Consider the following 14,336-nt stretch of genomic DNA (forward strand, 5'->3'; position numbering starts at 1 on the left):
TTGCGTGCTTGGCGTCTTGGCGCGATAAATTTTCTTGAAGCCGTTTTGTTCAACATTTCAAAAGCAAGAATCTAATTCGCAATCCCTATTTTCTCCGCAGCCGGTAGACGTAGGCCAGCACCTCGGCGACCGCGCGGTAAAGGCTCTCGTGGATTTCCTGCCCGACCTCGACGACCCGATAGAGCAGCCGGGCTAGCGGCTTGTTCTCGACGACGGGAATGCGGTTTTGGGCCGCGATCTCCTTGATCTTTTGCGCGATGAATCCGGCGCCTTTGGCGACGACCCGCGGCGCCTTCATCGTTTCCATGCGATAGCTGAGCGCCACGGCGAAGTGGTCCGGGTTGGTGACGACGACGTCGGCTTTAACCAGGTCGGCCATCATCCGCCGGCGCGAGATCTTATGCCTCATGCCTTTCAAGCGGCTCTTGGTGAGCGGGTCTCCTTCCTGCTCGCGCATCTCTTCTTTCAATTCTTGCCGGCTCATGCGGAGTTTCACCTCCGAGCGCCAGCGCTTGTAGCAATAGTCCCCGCCCGCGAACAGCGCCATGATGCCGACGCCGAAGCCGATCAGATGGGTCCCCTCGCGCCCGACGTAGAGCAGGATCTCCTCGACGCCGAGCGAAGTGAGCGACGAGAGCGCGCCCAGATCGGCGTAGAGAAAATGGAAGCCCAAAGCGCCGAGCGCGCCCAAAGCGATCATCGCCTTCAGCATCTCCGACACGGCGTCGAGGCTGAAGATGCGGCGGAACCCGGAGAGAGGATTGATGCGGGAGAAATCGGGCTTCAGCGGCTCGAACGTCCAGAGAAAGCCGGTTTGCAAGAGGCCGGTTCCGACGCCGGCCAGGATCACGCCGAGAAAGAGCGGCGCGAGGACCGGGGCCAGGATCAGTCCCGATTCGAGCGACAGCGAAAACAATTTCTGGCCGCCCATCTCGTGGCGCGCGCCGGCGAGCGAAAAAAAGCCGACGAACAGGCGTCCCAGGCGCGCGACGAACTCCTCTCCGACAAAGCGGAAAACCAAAACGGCCGCGAGCAAGGTCGCCGTCGGAACCACCGCCCGGGAGACCGGGACGTTGCCCTTGCTCCTCGCATCCTCGCGGCGCTTGGGCGAGGCTTCTTCGGTGCGCTCGAAATTGTCTTGCTGTTCGGCCATAAAAGCAGCTCTCGGCTATCGGGGTTCAGTCGTCGGCGCGAAACATTTCCTCCGCTCGTATCAACGGCCGAATGCCGGTAAATGATTCCCGGCCGACCAATAATCCACGCAAAACCAGACCACCGCGGGCAACGATAAAAAAAACAGCAGCATGCCGAACGCGAACTGGAGCGGCATGGCGACGAAAAAGACGTTCATCTGGGGAATGGCCCGGCTCATAATGCCGAGGATCGCATCGGTGAGCAGCAGTCCGATCACGACCGGCGCGCTCACCCGGAGCGCGATGGAAAATATTTGTCCGGCGGAGCCGACGATCGTGCGGCTGAACTCGAGCTTCCCGCCCGCCAGGGGAAAAATCGCGTAGCTCGCGTTCAGCGCTTCGATCAAAAGACGGTGGCCGTTGAGCGAAAAGAAGACCAATACGGCGACCATCTCGAAGATGGAAGCGAGCGAAGAGCTGGAGCTGCCCCACTGAGGATCGATCATTTGCGCAAGATTGAGCCCCATCTTCATCTCCAACTGCTGCGCGGCCAAGCGCAGCCCGGCGAAAAGCAACTGCGCGGCCCAGCCCAAGCCGACTCCCAGGAGAATTTCCCCCGCCAGCGCGAGAACCAGAAACACGACCGGACCGTAGCCGCTGCCGGCCGCGCCCGGCGCGAGCGAAAGCGTCGTGACGTAAGGATAGGCGGCGGCGCTGAGAACGACCGCGATCCAGGCGCGCGCGAGTCCGGGCACGACCCGGCTGCCCCAAAAAGGCGCGCTGATCACGAGGCCGCTCGTCCGCCCCAGGACCAAGAGGAACGTGACCACTTCGGGCCAGCGCGAGCTGATCAATTGATTGAGCGAGAACATCGTTCGCCTCACCGCACGAGCAAATGCAGGCTCAGGATCGTCTGGCGCGTAAAGTCCATATAAGTCTGGAGCATCCATGGACCCAGCAGGACGAGGACCACAACCACGCCGATGATCTTGGGAACGAAAACGAGCGTCGAGTCGTTGATCTGCGTGGTCGCCTGCAGCACGCTGACGGCGACGCCCGCCGCCAGGCTGACGAGAATGATCGGCGCGGCCACCAGGCCGCCCACCTCCAGCGCCCGGCGCAGAATGTCGATGACGGCTTCCGGCGTCATTCGAAGCTCCTGACGAGAGAAGTGACCAGAAGGTTCCAGCCGTCCACCAGGACGAAAAGGGCGAGCTTGAACGGCAGCGAAATCAACGCCGGCGGCAGGAACATCATCCCCATCGACATCAAGACCGAAGCCACCACGAGATCGAAGATGAGAAACGGCACGTAAATGAAAAACGCCATCTGAAAAGAAGTCTTCAGCTCCGAGATCATAAAGGCGGGAATCAGCGCCGTGGCGGGAACGTCCTTCAAGTCCAGCGCCTTTTCCTTCTCGGTGCGGAGAAAGATGGCGAGATCGTTTTTGTGCGTTTGCCTGGCGACGAACGTTCTGAGCGGCGCCCAGGCCTGGACGATGGCGGCCTGCGGCGTGATTTTCTTGTTGAGATAGGGCGTCACGGCGTCGGCTTCGATCTTCTGCCACACCGGCGACATCACGTACATCGAGAGAAACAGGGCGAGCGCGATGACGATTTGATTGGACGGCGCCTGCTGCGTCCCCAGCGCCTGGCGGACGAAAGAAAGCACCACGACGATCCGGGTGAAGGAAGTCAGCGTGATGAGGATCAGCGGCCCGAGCGAGAGGACCGTGAGAAGGAAGACGATCTCGAAAGCCGTGGAGATTTGCGTCCCCTGTAGGGATTGAGACAAAAGCGGTAGAGCCGAGGGGTTCATGTTACTGGAGCCTGATTTCTTCGCTCGCTTCCTTTTGGCTCTGGGGAGTTTCCGGCGGCGCCGGCGGAAGCTTCGTGAGCAACGTGACGCTGGAAGCGGTGACACCGAGGAGCAACGTCTCCTCGCCGGCCTGGACCACCGCCACCGAGCACTTCGGGTTCAGCATCAACGTGCCGAGGTGGCGCGGAATGTCGCTCCTGCCGGACCTGTGTTGAAAGAACGGCCCCAGACGGCGCGAGAAAAGCGCCACGGCGGCAGCGCCGACGACCATCAACGCCGGCGCTGCAAATTCAGATCCGATCATCCGTCGTCTCTCCTTGATTATTGAATGAGGAACTCCCGGAAGTAGACCTCGGCCACGAGCTCTTCTCCGGCGGCGGTATTGATCCGCTCGATAATCTCCTCGCGCAGCTCCGACTTTCCTTCGGCGGCCAGCAACCCCTCGGCCGTCTTGCTGCTGAGAAGCATGATGAGCTCGTGACGGAGCCGCGAGGAGGATTGCTTCACGATTTGCTTGTCGTGGCCGTTGTTTAAGACGAGGCTGAGGGAAGCGCGGAGATAACGCGCCGGTTGCGCCCCGGCGAGATTCACCACGAACGGTTCCATCTCGACGGTCGCTTCTTTTTTGGCGACGTGTTTCTCTGTTTGCTCCGCGGCTGCGCCCGGCTTGAAAAATTCATAGGCCAGGAGCCAAACGCCGCCGAGCAGTCCGAGAGTTAAAGTCACGACCAGTGCCGACAAGAGGGTTTTTTTTCTGAATTCGGTTTTAATCATAGGCGTACCCGTCACTTGAGCAATCCGGGTGCCAGGGAAGGAAGAGCGCTAAGTGGCTTTAGAAGCGAGCTTTACTTGTGGTTGGTGGAAACCGACCGGGGAGCTTTGTCAAGAAAGCCGGAGCGAGGTGTCAGAGTTTTGACGAATGGTTGATTGGGTTTGTTGGGTTGATTGGGTTTGTTGGGTTTTGCGTCAACCAACTCAACAAACTCAAATAACTCAAACAACTCTCGTCTTAGGTCAATTGCCGTTCGACCGCTTGGATTTTTTCTAAGAGTCCGGAAAGGTGGAAGGGTTTGGGTACGTATTCGTCGGCGCCGAGCTCCAAAACCTTTTTTCTGTCGCCCTCCGCGCCCGGCGCCGAGATCACGATGATGTAAGGCATCTGCTCCGGCTTGATCTCTCGGAGCCTTTTCAGCAATCCAAAGCCGTCGAGCCGCGGCAGCATCAAGTCGAGCACCAGCAGATGGACCTCCTCTTTGGCGAGAATCTCGAGCGCGGTCTCGCCATCGCCGGCGGTGCGCACGTGATAGCCTGAGCGCATGAAATAAAGGCCGAGCACTTCGAGAAGCGAGCCGTGATCCTCGACGACCAGGATCGTGAGCTTTTTTCCATGAAGCTTGCCGCCCATCCGGTCTCTCAACCGGTTGCGGCCGGGAAATGGGATCACTTGGGCTTTGGCGCGGCCGCCCGGGTTCTGCTCCGCCTTGACCGGCATCAACTCGAAGCCGAACATCTCCTTCACGTCCGCCACCTCCTGCTGGATGCGCTTGACCATCCGGCGACAGTCGCTTTCGTTTTGGTGGAAGACCGACCATTCTTCTCCGAGCGGGTACTGATTGTCGCGCGCCTCGAGACGAGCGCCCAGGCCGAAATGATCGGCGATTCGGGTCACCGCCAGAGTCTTTTTGAGCAGCGGATCGATCGCGCGTGGCAAAGAATCGAGCGGCGAATGATGGTAGCGGATCGTGTGTCTGATCAGCGGAGGAAGATCCATGCTGCGCGCCCAAAATTCCCCGACGACGGAATGATCGGCGCCGAAGACGATCGCCTCGGCCTCCGCGAGCGAAATGCCTCTCTCGCCCGTGAGCCTCATCGCGGTGTAAAATTCCTCCCTGAAATGGCGATAGCAGAGCACCCGGCCCACGTCGTGGAGCAAGCCGGCGACAAAAGCCGTAGGAATCGGACTGTAGTCTTCCGCGGCCACCATGCGGCCGGCGATCAAAGCGCTGGCGATGGAATGCTCCCATAAATCTCTAAGGCGCACGGGTTGGTGTTCCGTCTCGTCCGGATCGGGGGCGTCGAACGTATACAGCGGCAGCCACAACGCCAGCGCTTTGACCGTTCCGAAGCCGAGCGTCGTAACGGCCTGGGAGACGGTGGCGAGTCTGCGCGGCAGGCCGTTCACCAAACCGGCAAGAAAGAGAAAGCGCACGCTGAAAAGCCGGTCGGCGCTGATCACCTCGGCCAGGCTGTGCGCCCACGCCCGCTCGTCCTTGGTCAGTTCGAGGACCTTGAGGCTGATCGGGGAAGACAGTCCTTCCGACACGCGCTCGAAAACCTGATCGACGTTGGCCACCGGGTATTGCCTCCTGAGAGGGATTGCCTCAGTTATCCTGTCGGCAAATTCCGGAAAACCTTTAATACCGCTAAAGTTTTCCTATTTTTCGTCGATTTCAACTTCTCGGAGAGACACATAACGTGTACGCACTTATCGGCTTTTTGATCGTCTTTGGCGCTGTTTTTGGCGGATTTATGGAGGCGGGAGGCCCGCCGACCGTTCTCCTCCAGATGGCGGAGCTGATCGTCATATGCGGCGCGGCTATCGGCAGCCTGATCATCGCCGCGCCTGGGAAGGTGCTTGGCGGCTTGGCCAAAGACCTCAAAAAGGCAATCATGGGCTCGGGCTATACCAAGGCCCAGTACATGGAGCTTTTTCACCTCCTCTACGAAGTCTTCTCGATCATGCGCAAAAACGGCGAAATGGCGCTCGAAAAAGACGTGGACGATCCCGACAACAGTCCGGTTTTTTCCAAATACCCGGTCTTCCTCGCCAACCCGGATGCAAGAAACCTCCTCTGCGATTCGCTCAGGCTCGTCATCAGCGGCTCCGCCAGTCCCGGGGAGCTTTCTCAATTGATGGACGAGGAGCTGGCCACGCACGAGGAGGAAAGCCGGCGTCCCGCCGCGCTCCTCGCCAAAGTGGCCGACGCTCTGCCGGCCCTGGGGATCGTCGCCGCCGTCCTCGGCGTCATCATCGCGATGGCCTCCATCGACCAGGGCTCCGCCGTGATCGGCCAAAAAATCGCCGCCGCCTTGGTCGGCACCTTTCTCGGCGTGCTTCTCTCTTACGGCTTGTTTCAGCCGTTGGCGACCAAGCTGGAGCTGCTCCGCCAGGAAGAGGCGAAATACCTGGAATGCATCAAGACCGGACTGCTCGCCAATCTTCACGGCGCGGCGCCGATCATTGCCATCGAGTACGCCCGCAGAGTCATGTTCAGCGGCGAGCGGCCTACCGCGCTCGAGCTGGAAAGGGAGTGCCGGGGCGCCAAGCACGAAGAGGAATCCCTGAATGCTGCGTAAAGGAAGCCGCAAAGCCAAAGGCGTCGAAGAAAAAACCATCGTCGTCAAGAAGTTAAGGCCGAAGCACGAAGTGGCGCATACCGGCGCCTGGAAGGTCGCCTATGCCGATTTCGTCACCTCGATGATGGCGCTCTTCATCGTGCTGTGGATCGTTTCGTCGGGCGATCCCGAGCTCAAAGCCGGCGTCGCGCGCTATTTTCGCGACCCCGCCGTTTTCGACAGCTCCCGGGGATTCGTCCCGATCCAACAGCAAGAGGAAGAATTTATTTCTCTAGAGGGCAACGACGCTTTTAAAGACTTGCAGGAAGCGCTGCAACAGGATCTCAAGCGCTTGAAGGAGTACGCCGCGATCGAAGGACAGATCTCGGTCCGCCTGACGTCGGAGGGATTGGTGATCGAGCTGGTCGATACCGACAGCCAGGCTTTTTTCGATCTCAGCAGCGCGGAGCTGAAGCCGGTTCTTCGCCGCGTGCTGCAGGTGATCGTGAATCGAGTGATGGATGTACCCAACAAAATCGCCATCAGCGGCCATACCGACGCGCGCCAGTACCACAAGACGCCTTTTTACTCGAACTGGGAGCTTTCCGCCGCCCGGGCGCTGAACGCCCGGCGTGCCATGGAAGAGATGCACTTTCCCGCGGCGCGGGTGGAACGGGTGGTCGGTCACGCGGACCGGTTTCTAATCTCGCCCGACAATCCCCTTGACCCGGCCAACCGGCGGATCAATATCTTGGTGTTGAGAGAGCCGAAAAGAGAGACAGTAAAGAGCGAGCAGTCTTCTCCCTTCAATACCGCTCAAGCCTCGGTTGACTAAGACACACCTTCCCCCTTCACGCCTTCGCCGAAACCGCTTCCGCACAACCTCCGTGGGCCGAGGCGCCGGTGTTTTTCAGACAAAGATCAGCAACATCGACAACATGTGTGGGTTACTGAAGAAGCGCGCGCGGCATATTTTGGCAGGACGCTAAAATAAATAAGATTTGTCTTGTATTCCAAGACCGCCGAAGCCTAGTATGCCTGATGGCTAGAATTACCGTTGAAGATTGCGTCGGAAAAGGCGCCAGTCGTTTTGAACTCGTAGTCCTCGCGGCAAAACGAGCGCGGCAGCTCCTAAAGGGAGCCAAGCCTCTTGTAGAATCGGATAACCGAGATATCGTTATTGCGCTTCGCGAGATCGCCGCAGGCAAAGTGCGGTGGGCTGTTCCGAAGCCTTTACCCGTCAAGAGCTAGAAAACCCGCAAAGTTTATTCCGCGTTAGTAGTGGCGTGGGAATTTTTTCGCCAATTGTCAGCGTAGATTTTCAATCCGCCGCTCCGGGCTGATGACGTCGATGATGCGCATGGCGAACTTGTCTTTCATGATCACCGCCTCGCCTCGTGCCATCAGCCGGTTATTGACGTAAATATCGAGCGGCTCGCCCACGGTCTGGGTCAGCTCCACCACCGAGCCTTGAGTCAGCTTGAGAAGGCTTTCGATGGTCATGCGGGTGCGGCCGAGTTCCACGGTCACCTGCAACGGGACGTCGAGCAAAAACGAGAGATCGACTTGCTGGCTGCCGCCGTTTTCTTTAGTCTGCTGGTCCATAGCGTTGTTCCATCCTTATCTTTTTTTACCGACCGACCGCGTTCTCCTATTGCGGCGCGATCCGCTCGGAAACCATGAAAACTTTGTTGCCCTCTTTTTGCGCTCCGCTGCCGAGAAATTTCGGCCGCCCCTCCACCCACAGCTCGATCTGCTCGAGTCCCTGCCGGTTCAACTGAATCATGTCGCCCGGACACATGCGCAAAATATCTTTGAGTTTCATGTCGATCACGCCGACGACGGCCTGAACGTCCACTTCGGCGACGGCGAGAGGCAGTTGCAGACGGCCGACCATGCCGCCCTCGCCCTCGTCGGCCACGTGCGGCGACTTGAGCTGCTCGCGCAGCTCTTCGATCGACGAGAGCGGAAAACAGAAAAAAATGCTGCCGGTCACTTGGGCCATGTCGATCCGGTAGTTGGCCACCACCATCACGTCGCCCATGCCCGAGGCGCCCAATAGATACGGGTTCATTTCCGAGCGCATGTAGTGGCCGGTGAGATGCACGACCGGCTGCCAGGCCTCTTCCATGCCGCGCAGCATCTTGCCGACGAACTTGCCGAGAAAGTTGGTCTCGATCGGAGTGAAGTCGCGTCCCTCGACTTTCGCCACGCGCTGCCCCGTGCCGCCGAAAAAAACGTCCACCATGGCGTAAGCGAGACGCGCTTCGATGACGAAGAGCCCGAGTCCGCGCAGCGGCTCGAGACGCACGACGTGAATGCTGCTGGGCAGAGGAAAGCGCTTGATCAGGTTCTCGTAAAGAACGACGTCCATGTCTTCGAAGCCGGCGTCCACGGATTTGCCCAGCTCCGAGGCGAAGATGTTGTGCACGCGCCGGGTGAATTTATTGAAGATGATCTCCAGGCCCGGCAAACGGCCGCGCGCCGAGATCTCGGTCCGGGTGAAATTATACGGCTTTAAGTCCGCGAGACCGCCCGAGGCTTTAGCCGACTCCGGCTCTTCCTCGACTCCCGTGCCGACCTCGATCGTTTCTTCGGCGATGCCCCGCAAAAGGGAATCGACTTCGTCTTGGGATAGAACCTGCTTCATCGTTGCTGGCTCATGCCGGCGTCAAAGATTTGACGCGCTTGGCGATTTTCCGTCTCCTTCTTAACGGCTAACCCCCGCCGTTCCTCGATCATCCGCACTGGCTGGACGGTAGAGCAAGACGAGTGCCATGCCCTTCGGGATCTCAAATCGCAATTTCAAGTCTCAGATCGAGATATGAGATCTCAAATGCCGAACCTGAGATTCCGCGCATGCGAACAGTTCCAAACGCTAACTTTCCGCGACGATATGCGCCACTCTGTCCGCGATCAGGGTCAACCCGACCACGTCGCCGACGGCGCCGATCTCGATCGCCGCATTGGGCATGCCGAAGACTACGCTGCTCGCTTCGTCTTGCGCCAGGGTTCGGGCGCCCGCCTGGCGCATCGCCAGCAGGCCGCGCGCGCCGTCGTCGCCCATTCCCGTCATGATTACTCCGATGGCATTGCGGCCCAAATGCCGCGCGCACGATTGAAAGAGCACGTCGACGGACGGACGGTGACGGTTGACCGGCTCGCCCATGAATATCTCGACGTTATAATGGGCGCCGTTGCGGTTGACGCCCATGTGGTAGTTTCCCGGCGCGATGAGCGCGTGGCCCGGAAGAATGCGGTCGCCGTCGCGCGCCTCCTGCACGCGGATCTGGCAGAGCTTGTCGAGACGCTGGGCGAAGGCGCGGGTGAAGTGCTCCGGCATGTGCTGGACGATGACCAGCCCCGGGGCGTCCGCCGGCAGCGCCGTGAGGACTTCGCGGAGCGCCTCGGTTCCTCCCGTGGACGCGCCGATGGCCACGACTTTCTGGGTGCCCTTCGCCGGCGCCTCGCTCCGGAGCGCGTTCAAACGCGCCAGCTCGTTGGCCCCGAGCTTCTGGCGCGGGCGGACCTTGGCGCGCGCCGCGATCTTCAACTTGGCGATGATTTCGTCGGCCAGCCCGACCGTGCCGTTCTTGATGTCGATCTTGGGTTTGGTGACGAAATCGACCGCGCCGAGCTCGAGGGCGCGGAGCGTGTTCTCGCAGCCCTTCTCGGTGAGCGAAGAGACCATCAACACCGGCATCGGACGGGCGCGCATGAGCCGCTCGAGAAACGCGAGTCCGTCCATGCGCGGCATCTCGACGTCGAGCGTCAGGACATCGGGACGGAGCGCTTTGATCTTGTCCCACGCCGCGTAAGGGTCCGCGGCGACGCCCACCACCTCGAGTCCCGGATCGTGGGAGATCAGGCCGGTCAGCACCTGGCGGATGAGCGCCGAGTCGTCGACGATCAATACTTTGGTTTTTTCCATCGTCATAGGGTTGCCGGTCGCTGAGCGATCCTCCTCAGAACAGCGTGACGTTCTCTTCGGACCGGCGGATCACCTGCTTGACGGCTTCCACGCGATAGCGCGCTTCCGCGCCGGCGATCTCTTCGTCCTTTCCTCCCAGAATCCGGATGAGCGCCTTGCCGACGTGGGTAAAAAAGTGCACCTGCAGCGGGTTGACGCCGCCGAGACGCTGGCTCAAGATCGGGATTTTTTCCGTCGCGAGAAATTCCTTGATGAACAGGGCGTTGCGCTTGGGCACGGCCATGCCCACGCTCTCGATGTTGAGCACATGTCCGGCGCCGAATACCTTGGCGCGCAGCCGGCGCCGCTCGCCGCCCAATTTCATGATCTCGTTGATCAGCACTTCCATGGCGTTGATCCCGTAGCGCGTCGGCTGATCGCCGTCCTGTTCTCCGTCCGGCAGCATGAAATGATTCATGCCGCCGACGTTCGTCAGCGGATCGAAAAGGCACGCGGAAACGCACGAGCCGAGCACCGTGCGCACGACCGCGGGCTCGCGGCTGGCAAATACCCCGCCGATGTGGATGCTCACCTCTTTGACGCCTGCGGCATGATCCATCACCGGTCGCGCCTCGCATCCTTCAGGCGGTAGATGGTGCCGGAGAGCGGCACGAACAGGTCGCTCAACCACTGCAGGCTTTCCGAGTGGCCGACCATGAGACAGCCGTACGGGTGCAGATACCTGGCCAAGCGCTCGAAAAACTTCCGCTGCGTTTCGCGGTTGAAATATATGATGACGTTGCGGCAGAAGATGACGTCGAAGCGGGTCTTGATCGGCCAGGGGTCGTCCGCGAAGTTGATGCGCCGGAAGGTGACCAGCTCCCGGAGCTCGTTGCGCACGCGAAAATACCCCGTCCACTCCCGCCGGCCGCGGAGGAAGTGGCGCTTCCTGAGCTCGACCGGCACGCCTTCCAGCCGCTCCGCCGGATAGACGCCCTGCTCGCCGATGCTGAGCATCTCGGTGTCGATATCCGACGCCAGGATCTTCACGTCCCATCCGGGAAGGCAGCTGAAAAATTCCCGGGCGACGATGCCGAGAGTGTAGGGCTCCTCCCCGCTGGAGCAGCCGGCGCTCCAGATCCTTAAGCGCTTGGCGTGACCCCAGAGCGCCCGCTCCCGGACCTGAGGGAAAAAAAATTCACGCAAAAAATCGAAGTGATGGCTCTCGCGGAAAAAATCGGTCTTGTTGGTCGTGATGCAGTTGATCATCTGCAGGAGCTCTTCTCCATTGGCATCCGAGCTCATCAGATAATTGTAGTATTGAGTGAAGCTCTTGAACCCGAAGTGGCGCAGCCGCCTGGACAGGCGCGAGCAGACCAGCGCGCGCTTGGCGTCGGAGAGCGAGATGCCCGCCTCCTTGAGGATCAACTCGCGAAAAGCGGCGAACTCTCTCTGACTGATGGAGAAAAGGCCGGGGGGGGAAGGAAGGATTTCAGCCGTAGAAGAAGCCGCGTTTGAATACATGATGTTGCCCTCTGCGAATGCGCCTTCCTGCTACGGGGGGGTGACTCGTCAATTCTTTACCGACTCTCTCCTTCAGGGGCGCGGCCGAATCAACCTATCGAACAGCGGCCATACCGAACTTCTCGAAAATCTTTTCTCCTTCCGAGCTGTTCACAAATTCCACGAACCGTTTCGCCGTTCCCTTGGGCTCTCCGACGGTTACAAATCCGACTTCGTTAAAATACTTGTATTTACCGCTCTTCACGGCGTCCAATGCGGACGCGACAGCCGCCACCGCCACCGCCTTAATGTTCGGACGCTCCATCATTACGGCGCCGGCAACGGTGACGCCCACGGTTCCGGGCCGGTTGTTGAGGGAATCGAGCACTTCGCTTCCACGCACCAGCAGCACGGTGTCCGGGCCCAGTTGGAGCTGATTGAAACAGGCCATCTTCTCGCGGAAGATCTCCATGCTGTTGTCGTCTTTTTTCCGCCCGAGCACCACGATTTTACCGTCGCCTCCGCCGACATCCTTCCAGGACTTGATCTTCCCGCTGAAGATGTCGCACACCTGAGAATCGCTCAGGTTATTGACCGGAATCGACTTGTGCACACCGACCACGACCGGTATTCGGGTCATCGGCCGGTAGACCAACCCGCTTTTCTTCTCGTCATCGTGAAGCGAACGGGTGATGATGCCGATCGTCAGGCGGCCGGCTTTGGTGCCCTCGATTCCGCCCGTGGTGCTCATGGGCTCGGGAATGACCTCCAGCACTTCGGAGGTATTTTTCTGCTTGTAGACCTTTGCCAGTAGGTCGACAGCGTCTCCCATGGCCCCTGAGCCACCGACGACCACTTTTTCCTGCGCCGCAACTGGGCCGATACCCACGAAGAGCGCAAATATCGTAAGGATTGTCACTGTCTTCATAACATTTCCCCCTTGGTTTCGCCGTCGATGCCGGACGCGCGCTTAAAAAATCCCTCGAACCTTCCTTCAATGACGCATGGCTGAGCCGATATAGTAAACCGGCTTCGGCTCGGGCTTCGCGGGCGCTCCGCCTTGCGGCTTGACGGCCTCGGAGCTTGGCTTAGGCTCTGCGACAATTTCGGGCGGCGCTTCGAACGTCATTTCGTTGCGCGCGCCGTCTTCATGGCTCAGCTTGAATCTCGCGACCAACGCCTGGAGCTCTCCGGCCTGCGCCGTAAGGGAGCGCGCCGTGGACGACAGTTCTTCGGACTGCGCCGCGTTCGTCTGCACCACCCGGTCCATCTGCGTCACCGCCCGGTTCACCTGGTCGATGCCGCTCGACTGTTCCTCGGACGCGGCGGCAATCTCGCCGACGATGTCCGTCACGCGCTTGACCGAAGAGACGATCTCGCCCAGCGTCGCGCCCGACTTGGTCACCAGCTCCGATCCGCTCTCCACTTTTTCCACGCTGTCCTGAATCAACGCCTTGATCTCTTTCGCCGCCGTCGCGCTCCGCTGCGCCAGATTCCTCACCTCGGAGGCGACCACCGCAAAGCCTCTCCCCTGCTCGCCCGCCCGCGCCGCTTCCACGGCCGCGTTGAGCGCAAGCAAATTCGTTTGAAACGCGATCTCGTCGATCGTCGTGATGATGTCGGCGATTTTCTTCGACGACTTGTTGATCTCGCCCATCGCGGCGACCGCGGTCTCCACTACGTACCCGCCCCGCTCGGCCACGTCGCGCGAGCCCAGCGCCAGTTGATTGACCTGCTTGGCGTTGTCGGCGTTCTGCTTGACCGTGCCGGTGATCTCTTCCAATGAAGCGGCGGTTTCCTCCAACGACGATGCCTGCTCCTGCGATCCGGACGAGAGCTGCGCCACGCCCGCCGATAAGTGCTGCGACGCCGCGGCCACCTCGACCGACATGTCCCGGATCTCATGGACGAGGCCGTGAATATTGTCGAGGAAGCGGTTCAGCACCCGCGCCAGTTGGCCGGCTTCGTCGCTCGACTTGACCTCCAGGCGGAGCGTCAAGTCGGCGTCGCCGCGCGCCAATTGATCGAGCCGCTCGACGGCCTGGCCGAGCGGTCGCGCCACGCGCCGGGCGACCCAGAGATAGATGCCGATGCCGAGGGTGAGCGCCAGGAAACTCACGCCGACCATCATGGTCGCCGCGCTCCGCGTCTGGGCTTCGACTTGACGGCGGGAGATGCCGATGCGCAGCACGCCGAGCCGGTGAGTGCCCGCCTTGACCGGTATGACGACCTCGAACACGCCGGCGGTCGGCGTTTCGCGCCGCATGAAGTTTTCCGCCTTCAGCGCGCCCGCGTCGAACTCGCCGCGGCTGTTGCGCGCCGCCGGGTCGGTCGTCGCCACGATGCCGCCGTCGTTGCTGACGAGCGTCAGATAGGACACGGCTTCGTCGAATTTCTTGGCGGCTTCGATCAATCTTTGCGCCTGGTCGGGCACTAAAAAAACGTCGCCGACGCCGAGCGCCACGTTCCGGGCGATGATCTCGGCCTTCTTGTCGAGCATCTCGGAGAGCGCCGCGCTCTGCGAGCGGATGAACATTCCCCCGATCAGCGCGATCGCCGAGACGAAGATCGTCACGTAAGGGACGATCAGCTTGGCGGTGATCTTCCAATGGCGCGGGCGTAAGCGACCGAACATG

17 protein-coding genes are annotated in these 14,336 nt (G+C 60.4%); 3 read left to right on the forward strand and 14 right to left on the reverse strand.

Annotation, left to right across the window (positions count from 1 at the left end; genetic code table 11):
* Positions 1-85: 85 nt before the first annotated feature.
* From flhB to VGL70_13675, 7 genes are all read right to left on the reverse strand, one after another.
* Positions 86-1,153 carry a flagellar biosynthesis protein FlhB gene (gene flhB / locus VGL70_13645; protein ID HEY3304569.1) on the reverse strand — a complete coding sequence of 356 codons (1,068 nt, stop codon included), beginning with the start codon at positions 1,151-1,153 and terminating at the stop codon, positions 86-88.
* 60 nt (positions 1,154-1,213) lie between these two features.
* Positions 1,214-2,005, reverse strand: a complete 792-nt coding sequence (fliR, locus tag VGL70_13650) for a flagellar biosynthetic protein FliR (GenBank protein ID HEY3304570.1) — start codon at positions 2,003-2,005, stop codon at positions 1,214-1,216.
* Positions 2,006-2,013: 8 nt separating this feature from the next.
* Positions 2,014-2,283: a flagellar biosynthesis protein FliQ gene (fliQ, locus tag VGL70_13655; GenBank protein ID HEY3304571.1), complete on the reverse strand. Its 270-nt coding sequence runs from the start codon at positions 2,281-2,283 to the stop codon at positions 2,014-2,016.
* Positions 2,280-2,951, reverse strand: a complete 672-nt coding sequence (gene fliP, locus VGL70_13660; GenBank protein HEY3304572.1) for a flagellar type III secretion system pore protein FliP — start codon at positions 2,949-2,951, stop codon at positions 2,280-2,282. Before fliP ends, fliQ begins: the two co-directional genes overlap by 4 nt.
* A 1-nt stretch (position 2,952) precedes the next feature.
* Positions 2,953-3,255, reverse strand: a complete 303-nt coding sequence (locus VGL70_13665) for a flagellar biosynthetic protein FliO (GenBank protein HEY3304573.1) — start codon at positions 3,253-3,255, stop codon at positions 2,953-2,955.
* Between the two features lie 17 nt (positions 3,256-3,272).
* Entirely contained in the window at positions 3,273-3,725 is a 453-nt protein-coding gene (locus VGL70_13670) for a flagellar basal body-associated FliL family protein (GenBank protein HEY3304574.1), read from the reverse strand.
* A gap of 235 nt (positions 3,726-3,960) precedes the next feature.
* Positions 3,961-5,304, reverse strand: a complete 1,344-nt coding sequence (locus tag VGL70_13675; protein ID HEY3304575.1) for an HDOD domain-containing protein — start codon at positions 5,302-5,304, stop codon at positions 3,961-3,963.
* 122 nt (positions 5,305-5,426) lie between these two features.
* Between VGL70_13675 and motA the strand changes: the two genes are divergently transcribed.
* The 3 genes from motA to rpoZ all read left to right on the forward strand — a co-directional run bounded on the left by motA (position 5,427) and on the right by rpoZ (position 7,538).
* On the forward strand, positions 5,427-6,308 hold the full coding sequence (gene motA, locus VGL70_13680; protein HEY3304576.1) for a flagellar motor stator protein MotA: 882 nt from the start codon (positions 5,427-5,429) through the stop codon (positions 6,306-6,308).
* Positions 6,298-7,122: a flagellar motor protein MotB gene (locus tag VGL70_13685; protein HEY3304577.1), complete on the forward strand. Its 825-nt coding sequence runs from the start codon at positions 6,298-6,300 to the stop codon at positions 7,120-7,122. Before motA ends, VGL70_13685 begins: the two co-directional genes overlap by 11 nt.
* A gap of 206 nt (positions 7,123-7,328) precedes the next feature.
* Positions 7,329-7,538: a DNA-directed RNA polymerase subunit omega gene (gene rpoZ, locus VGL70_13690; GenBank protein ID HEY3304578.1), complete on the forward strand. Its 210-nt coding sequence runs from the start codon at positions 7,329-7,331 to the stop codon at positions 7,536-7,538.
* A 57-nt stretch (positions 7,539-7,595) separates the two neighbouring features.
* Here the strand turns inward: rpoZ and fliN are convergent, their stop codons facing one another.
* The 7 genes from fliN to VGL70_13725 all read right to left on the reverse strand — a co-directional run bounded on the left by fliN (position 7,596) and on the right by VGL70_13725 (position 14,335).
* Entirely contained in the window at positions 7,596-7,892 is a 297-nt protein-coding gene (fliN, locus tag VGL70_13695) for a flagellar motor switch protein FliN (protein ID HEY3304579.1), read from the reverse strand.
* A 46-nt stretch (positions 7,893-7,938) separates the two neighbouring features.
* Entirely contained in the window at positions 7,939-8,937 is a 999-nt protein-coding gene (gene fliM / locus VGL70_13700; GenBank protein HEY3304580.1) for a flagellar motor switch protein FliM, read from the reverse strand.
* Positions 8,938-9,165: 228 nt separating this feature from the next.
* Positions 9,166-10,224 (reverse strand): chemotaxis response regulator protein-glutamate methylesterase, encoded by a 1,059-nt coding sequence (locus tag VGL70_13705; protein ID HEY3304581.1) that lies wholly within the window; start codon positions 10,222-10,224, stop codon positions 9,166-9,168.
* A 28-nt stretch (positions 10,225-10,252) separates the two neighbouring features.
* Positions 10,253-10,816, reverse strand: coding sequence for a chemotaxis protein CheD (locus VGL70_13710; protein ID HEY3304582.1), 564 nt, complete (start codon positions 10,814-10,816; stop codon positions 10,253-10,255).
* On the reverse strand, positions 10,816-11,721 hold the full coding sequence (locus tag VGL70_13715; GenBank protein HEY3304583.1) for a protein-glutamate O-methyltransferase: 906 nt from the start codon (positions 11,719-11,721) through the stop codon (positions 10,816-10,818). The genes VGL70_13710 and VGL70_13715 overlap by 1 nt, the downstream gene beginning before the upstream one ends.
* 94 nt (positions 11,722-11,815) lie before the next feature.
* On the reverse strand, positions 11,816-12,628 hold the full coding sequence (locus tag VGL70_13720; GenBank protein HEY3304584.1) for a substrate-binding domain-containing protein: 813 nt from the start codon (positions 12,626-12,628) through the stop codon (positions 11,816-11,818).
* 66 nt (positions 12,629-12,694) lie between these two features.
* A complete protein-coding gene (locus tag VGL70_13725; GenBank protein ID HEY3304585.1) occupies positions 12,695-14,335 on the reverse strand; it encodes a methyl-accepting chemotaxis protein in 1,641 nt (546 codons plus the stop codon).
* Position 14,336 lies beyond the last annotated feature (1 nt).

The organism is Candidatus Binatia bacterium, from assembly GCA_036504975.1.
Taxonomy (GTDB): Bacteria; Desulfobacterota; Binatia; order UBA9968; family UBA9968; genus JAJPJQ01.

What these genes read in the sequence shown, in the direction of transcription:
- flhB (HEY3304569.1), bottom strand. Translation starts at nt 1,153, where the DNA reads ATGGCCGAACAGCAAGACAATTTCGAGCGCACCGAAGAAGCCTCGCCC.
- fliR (HEY3304570.1), bottom strand. Translation starts at nt 2,005, where the DNA reads ATGTTCTCGCTCAATCAATTGATCAGCTCGCGCTGGCCCGAAGTGGTC.
- fliQ (HEY3304571.1), bottom strand. Translation starts at nt 2,283, where the DNA reads ATGACGCCGGAAGCCGTCATCGACATTCTGCGCCGGGCGCTGGAGGTG.
- fliP (HEY3304572.1), bottom strand. Translation starts at nt 2,951, where the DNA reads ATGAACCCCTCGGCTCTACCGCTTTTGTCTCAATCCCTACAGGGGACG.
- VGL70_13665 (HEY3304573.1), bottom strand. Translation starts at nt 3,255, where the DNA reads ATGATCGGATCTGAATTTGCAGCGCCGGCGTTGATGGTCGTCGGCGCT.
- VGL70_13670 (HEY3304574.1), bottom strand. Translation starts at nt 3,725, where the DNA reads ATGATTAAAACCGAATTCAGAAAAAAAACCCTCTTGTCGGCACTGGTC.
- VGL70_13685 (HEY3304577.1), top strand. Translation starts at nt 6,298, where the DNA reads ATGCTGCGTAAAGGAAGCCGCAAAGCCAAAGGCGTCGAAGAAAAAACC.
- rpoZ (HEY3304578.1), top strand. Translation starts at nt 7,329, where the DNA reads ATGGCTAGAATTACCGTTGAAGATTGCGTCGGAAAAGGCGCCAGTCGT.
- fliN (HEY3304579.1), bottom strand. Translation starts at nt 7,892, where the DNA reads ATGGACCAGCAGACTAAAGAAAACGGCGGCAGCCAGCAAGTCGATCTC.
- fliM (HEY3304580.1), bottom strand. Translation starts at nt 8,937, where the DNA reads ATGAAGCAGGTTCTATCCCAAGACGAAGTCGATTCCCTTTTGCGGGGC.
- VGL70_13705 (HEY3304581.1), bottom strand. Translation starts at nt 10,224, where the DNA reads ATGACGATGGAAAAAACCAAAGTATTGATCGTCGACGACTCGGCGCTC.
- VGL70_13710 (HEY3304582.1), bottom strand. Translation starts at nt 10,816, where the DNA reads ATGGATCATGCCGCAGGCGTCAAAGAGGTGAGCATCCACATCGGCGGG.
- VGL70_13715 (HEY3304583.1), bottom strand. Translation starts at nt 11,721, where the DNA reads ATGTATTCAAACGCGGCTTCTTCTACGGCTGAAATCCTTCCTTCCCCC.
- VGL70_13720 (HEY3304584.1), bottom strand. Translation starts at nt 12,628, where the DNA reads ATGAAGACAGTGACAATCCTTACGATATTTGCGCTCTTCGTGGGTATC.
- VGL70_13725 (HEY3304585.1), bottom strand. Translation starts at nt 14,335, where the DNA reads ATGTTCGGTCGCTTACGCCCGCGCCATTGGAAGATCACCGCCAAGCTG.